The sequence below is a fragment of the Youngiibacter fragilis 232.1 genome (assembly GCF_000495435.3).
Lineage (GTDB): Bacteria > Bacillota > Clostridia > Clostridiales > Clostridiaceae > Youngiibacter > Youngiibacter fragilis.
In genome coordinates this window covers 1-4,803 of sequence record NZ_AXUN02000036.1, presented here as the reverse complement: position 1 = coordinate 4,803, position 4,803 = coordinate 1, and the positions used below count along the sequence as shown (strand labels likewise).

The following is a 4,803-nucleotide window of genomic DNA, read 5'->3' as shown; positions in this document are numbered from 1 at the left end:
AAGGAAGACAGACGGGACAACCCAGTGGGCTGCAGTGAACTTCAACGAGGATTCAGGAGACTGGCAGTACATGTCCTCTCCGATAATAGCGGACGGAAGCTACAGCAGCATATCCATATATGCGCTGTACTACCTGAACCTTAACACCGCATACTTCGATGGCATACAGCTGTACAGGGAGGAGTACGGCCAGAGCTACCAGTACGATTCCAACGGAAACGTGACCTCCACCGTGGACCTTGCCAAGCAGAACACAAGGTTCGATTACAACACGCAGAATGACCTTGTGAAGTTAACAGATCCCAAGGGCAGCTTCTTCACCTACGAGTATTCAGCTGACGGGAAGAGGAGGCTGACCAAGGCCACATCCGCAGAGAATGTGGTGTACAGCTTCGAATACGACAGCTACGGAAACCCAAGGAAGGCGAAGGTAAGCGGCGCCACATCCTTCATGGAGTCATCATCAACATATACCGCAAGCGGAGCATACGCAAGTACAATTACCGACAGTTCAGGCAACAGCGTAAGCTATGCCTACAACGAGAGCAAGGGAACACTTACAAGCGTCACAGACCCTAAGGGGAAGACAGCAACCTACAGCTATGACAGCAATACTGATGCGCTTACCGGGGTATCTAAGACGGTTGACGGAAGCGTAGTGACAAACGGATACACATATGAGAACGACAGGCTGAAGACCATAGCACACAACGGGTTCAGCTATACCTTCGGGTATGATGTATTGGGGAATAACACCACCGTATCTGCAGGAAGCCAGACCCTCATAACAAACAGCTTCGACCTGAGGACTGGAAGGCTGCTTGAGTCAACCTACGGGAACGGGCACAGGGTAGCCACAGACTATGACAACCTGGACAGGGTGGCGACATACAAGGTATGGAACAGTGCTACAGGCCAGTACGAGGTGAAGTTCAGGTACGGCTATGATGCATCGGGGAACCTTGGCTACCTGGAGGATGTGGTAAACAGTGCAAGCTACAGATATGTGTATGACCTTGCAGACCGCCTTGTAAAGATATCGGGAAGCGATGGAAGCAGCCTGACAAATGGCTTTGACGTCAACAACAATGTCAGCAGTATAACCGAGACAGGAAACGGCACCACATACACCACATCCTATGAATATGACAATGACAACAGGCCAAAGAAGGTGACCCTTGGAAGCGGCGCATATGGCTTGACGAGCTATGGCGAGTTAGGCAGGATCGATACTTCAGTCATAAGTACAGGTTCAGCAACCTGGACCGTTAACTACGCCTACCATGCGGGAGTCAACGGGTCCACCACAGCAAGGGTAGCATCCATAACCAATAATGGAAGCGCTGTATCCTACACCTATGACCAGAACGGGAACATAGAGACCATAACAGACGGGACCAAGTTCACGAAGTATTACTATAATGAGCTTAACGAGGTAATAAGGGAAGACAACGGCTACCTGAACAAATCCATAACCTACACATATGATGCCGGAGGAAACATCCTTAACAAGAAGGAGTATGCATATACCAACGGCACCCTAGGTACAGTGCTGACCACCGTAGCCTACACCTATGGCGACACTAACTGGAAGGACAAGCTTACAGCCTGCAATGGAAAGGCCATCTCCTATGACGCCATAGGAAATCCATTGTCTTACGACGGATGGACCTACACCTGGGAAAATGGCAGGCAGCTGAAGAGCTTGAGCAATGCTTCCACAAGCCTCAGCTTCAAGTACAACTCAGATGGGATAAGGACAGAGAAGACTGTAAATGGCGTCACCACCAAGTACACAGTATTCGGTGATAAGGTCTCCTTCGAGACCACAGGGTCGGACAAAATCCACTACAGCTATGATGCTTCAGGGAACCTCTTCTCAATGAACCTCAACGGAACAGAATACTACTATGTGAGGAACGCCCAGGGGGACATCACGGGGCTTATTGATAATGAAGGAAACCTTGTGGTTAGCTACACCTACGACACCTGGGGGAAGCTGCTCTCAACAACGGGAAGCCTGGCGAGCACGCTTGGAGTTAAGAATCCATACCGCTACAGGGGATACAGGTATGATACTGAGACCGGACTTTACTATCTCCAGTCCAGGTACTATAATCCTGACTGGGGCAGGTTTGTAAATGCAGATGGATTAGTCGGTGATTGTGGCAATATACTTGGTCATAATATGTTTGCATATTGTGCTAATAACCCTGTGAAAAATTATGATCCAACAGGATTGTTGCATATGGAATCTGCTGGCTTTACTGTTATATCCGTTCCTGCATCAATACAATTGAATAAAAGTGTTCGCAAAGTAAAATCAGCCAGTTCATCTTTAGTACCCGTATTTTTGGGTGTAATTATTGGTTCGTTGGAAAAAATAAGCAAACCAATTTATGGATACTTGGATGCAAATAAAGTTCTTAAGCGAATTCCAAAAACATCGATAAAGCAAACAATTCAACCATATGCGAAGTTTGCTGGAAATGCAGCTAAAGTCTTATTGGTAGCAACAACTTTTGCAGAGTTAAGTGGGACTTGGGATCCAATGATAAAGATGTCCAACGGTCGAAGATTAGAGAAATCTTCTATTCAATTAGGTGGAACATTAGCAGCACTGGGAGTGGGTGCAATGGTATCATCACCAATAATTGCCGAAGGATTTAAAGCTGGTGGACTTTCAATAGCTTTCAGCATTGGTGCAGGACTACTAATTGATTACGCATTTACTTCAATAATTGGCTATATACAAAAAGAAATATATAAAGCGAGAGGATATGAGTAAAATATTATGAAGTTATATAGATATAATAAAGCGCTGGTTATATTGACTCTTGTCTTTATAAATGCAATCGAAATAAGCCTTGTAGTTTATGAGAGAGAATTATTACTTAAAGTTTTTTTAAGTGCAGGTGTTCTGATTAACACTGTAGTGTGCCTTTCAGTATACTTCGAATATTTTGTTGTCGAATCTGATAAGTTGATTAATGTAAAATTGTTTGGATTAATAAGGCATGATATTCATTGGGATAAAATTGGTCGGATATTTTATAACGTGGACAATAAATTAATAAAAGCCATAAAGATAGATTATGGTAACTTTTGGGAAAACTCGATAATCTTCAATAACTCACTGATTGATTATCAGGATCTAGCAGTGAATATTTATAATAAAGCGAAAGACAATAATGGGTTTTCGATAGATTATCGAGTTTTAGATGATCTTAAAAAGTTCGCTGATTCAAAGAAAATATAATTGATGCAAGTCCAGTCTATAAAATCTTGACAGAATGATACAAATAGGGAGTGCAGGAGGGATACTAATACGCGGAAGTCAATTATGCGTATTAGTATCTTCTTATTGCCATAACACATGTTGAGACAGTCGTCTTGATAGAGAGGGTGAAGCTTTGAACGCCAAGGTGTTTGGCGATTTGAATGAAATCGAAAAATAGTCAAAATGGCACTAAATTGGGTGAAAACCTCGATTTTAGTGCTTTTTGCATAGGGGGGCATACTTTTATGCGAAAGTAGACATGATGATTAGTTTTCTTTTACTATGCATGTAGAGTGTGTAGTAAAGTTGGAAGACAGAAAATTTTATAATATCAATAGTTTAGCAATGCTGTGCATATGATATCCGGTGCACTCTATTTAGGGAAAAATTCAATCAACGACCAATTTAGAACGTTTGTTCTTTTAACATAATTGCGGTATAATTAAATCAAAATAAGATAGCCAATTGTATTTTGTCTTCTATATAAGATTTCAACTCTATTTTCAATCAAGGGGGTTAGTCTATGATAAAAAAAACAGTTAAGGAAACCCTTCATGCTAAAGGCGTGAATATCTCAATTTATACTGAAGACTTTCAAAATGAGTTTATTTCACTTACGGATATTGCACGTTATAAGAGTGATGAACCGAATGATGTCATAAAGAATTGGATGAGAAACAGAGATACGATTGATTTTTTAGGTTTATGGGAAAGCTTAAATAACCCCGATTTTAAACCCGTCGAATTCGACGGGTTTAAAAATGATGCTGGATCAAATGCATTTACAATGTCTCCGACAAAATGGATCACGTCAGTAAATGCAATTGGAATTGTTTCAAAATCTGGAAGGTATGGAGGCACATTTGCCCACTCAGATATAGCATTTGAATTTGCATCATGGATTTCTGCAGAGTTTAAACTCTATATCATAAAAGACTATAAGCGATTGAAAATAGATGAAAGTAGCAGACTTTCAATAGTCTGGAATTTAAACCGTGAAATTTCAAAGTTGAATTATAGAATTCATACAGATGCAATAAAAGCGAATCTATTGCCGCCAGAATTGACTGCATATCAAATTTCTATGACCTACGCTAATGAAGCAGATGTGCTCAATGTAGCCTTGTTTGGTATAACAGCTAAACAATGGCGTGAAGAGAATGTTAGTTTTAAAGGAAATATAAGAGACTACGCAAGTTTGAATCAGTTATTGGTTTTAGCAAACATGGAAAGCTATAATGCAATTTTAATAGAGCAAGGGAAGGCACAATCAGAGAGAATCCAGTTGTTAAACCAACTGGCGATGCGTCAATTAAAAGCAATTGAAGAAATTGGAATAAGTGAAATAAAGAAGCTAGAAAGGTAAGAATTAAGTTTTTGACTCTTTGCGTTCCGTCAAGGAACCAGTGGATTTTACAGCATCATTTTAGGCTGTTCAGGGCATGTTAAAGAGGCACCAAAATGGATTTAAATCCTGATACTGGTGCTTTTTGCGTTGTAGGGTGTTTTAGACCGCTTGAAGT

At 41.2% G+C, this 4,803-nt stretch carries 3 protein-coding genes; all 3 read left to right on the top strand.

The features are described 5' to 3' along the window. Positions 1 to 2,788 (top strand): RHS repeat-associated core domain-containing protein (locus T472_RS02455; RefSeq protein WP_160319112.1); only part of this gene is annotated, 2,788 nt, incomplete at its 5' end. 6 nt (positions 2,789 to 2,794) lie between these two features. Next, positions 2,795 to 3,259: a hypothetical protein gene (locus T472_RS02450; RefSeq protein ID WP_023388101.1), complete on the top strand. Its 465-nt coding sequence runs from the start codon at positions 2,795 to 2,797 to the stop codon at positions 3,257 to 3,259. 544 nt (positions 3,260 to 3,803) lie between these two features. Beyond that, positions 3,804 to 4,646 carry a KilA-N domain-containing protein gene (locus T472_RS02445; protein ID WP_023863279.1) on the top strand — a complete coding sequence of 281 codons (843 nt, stop codon included), beginning with the start codon at positions 3,804 to 3,806 and terminating at the stop codon, positions 4,644 to 4,646. Positions 4,647 to 4,803: the final 157 nt, after the last annotated feature.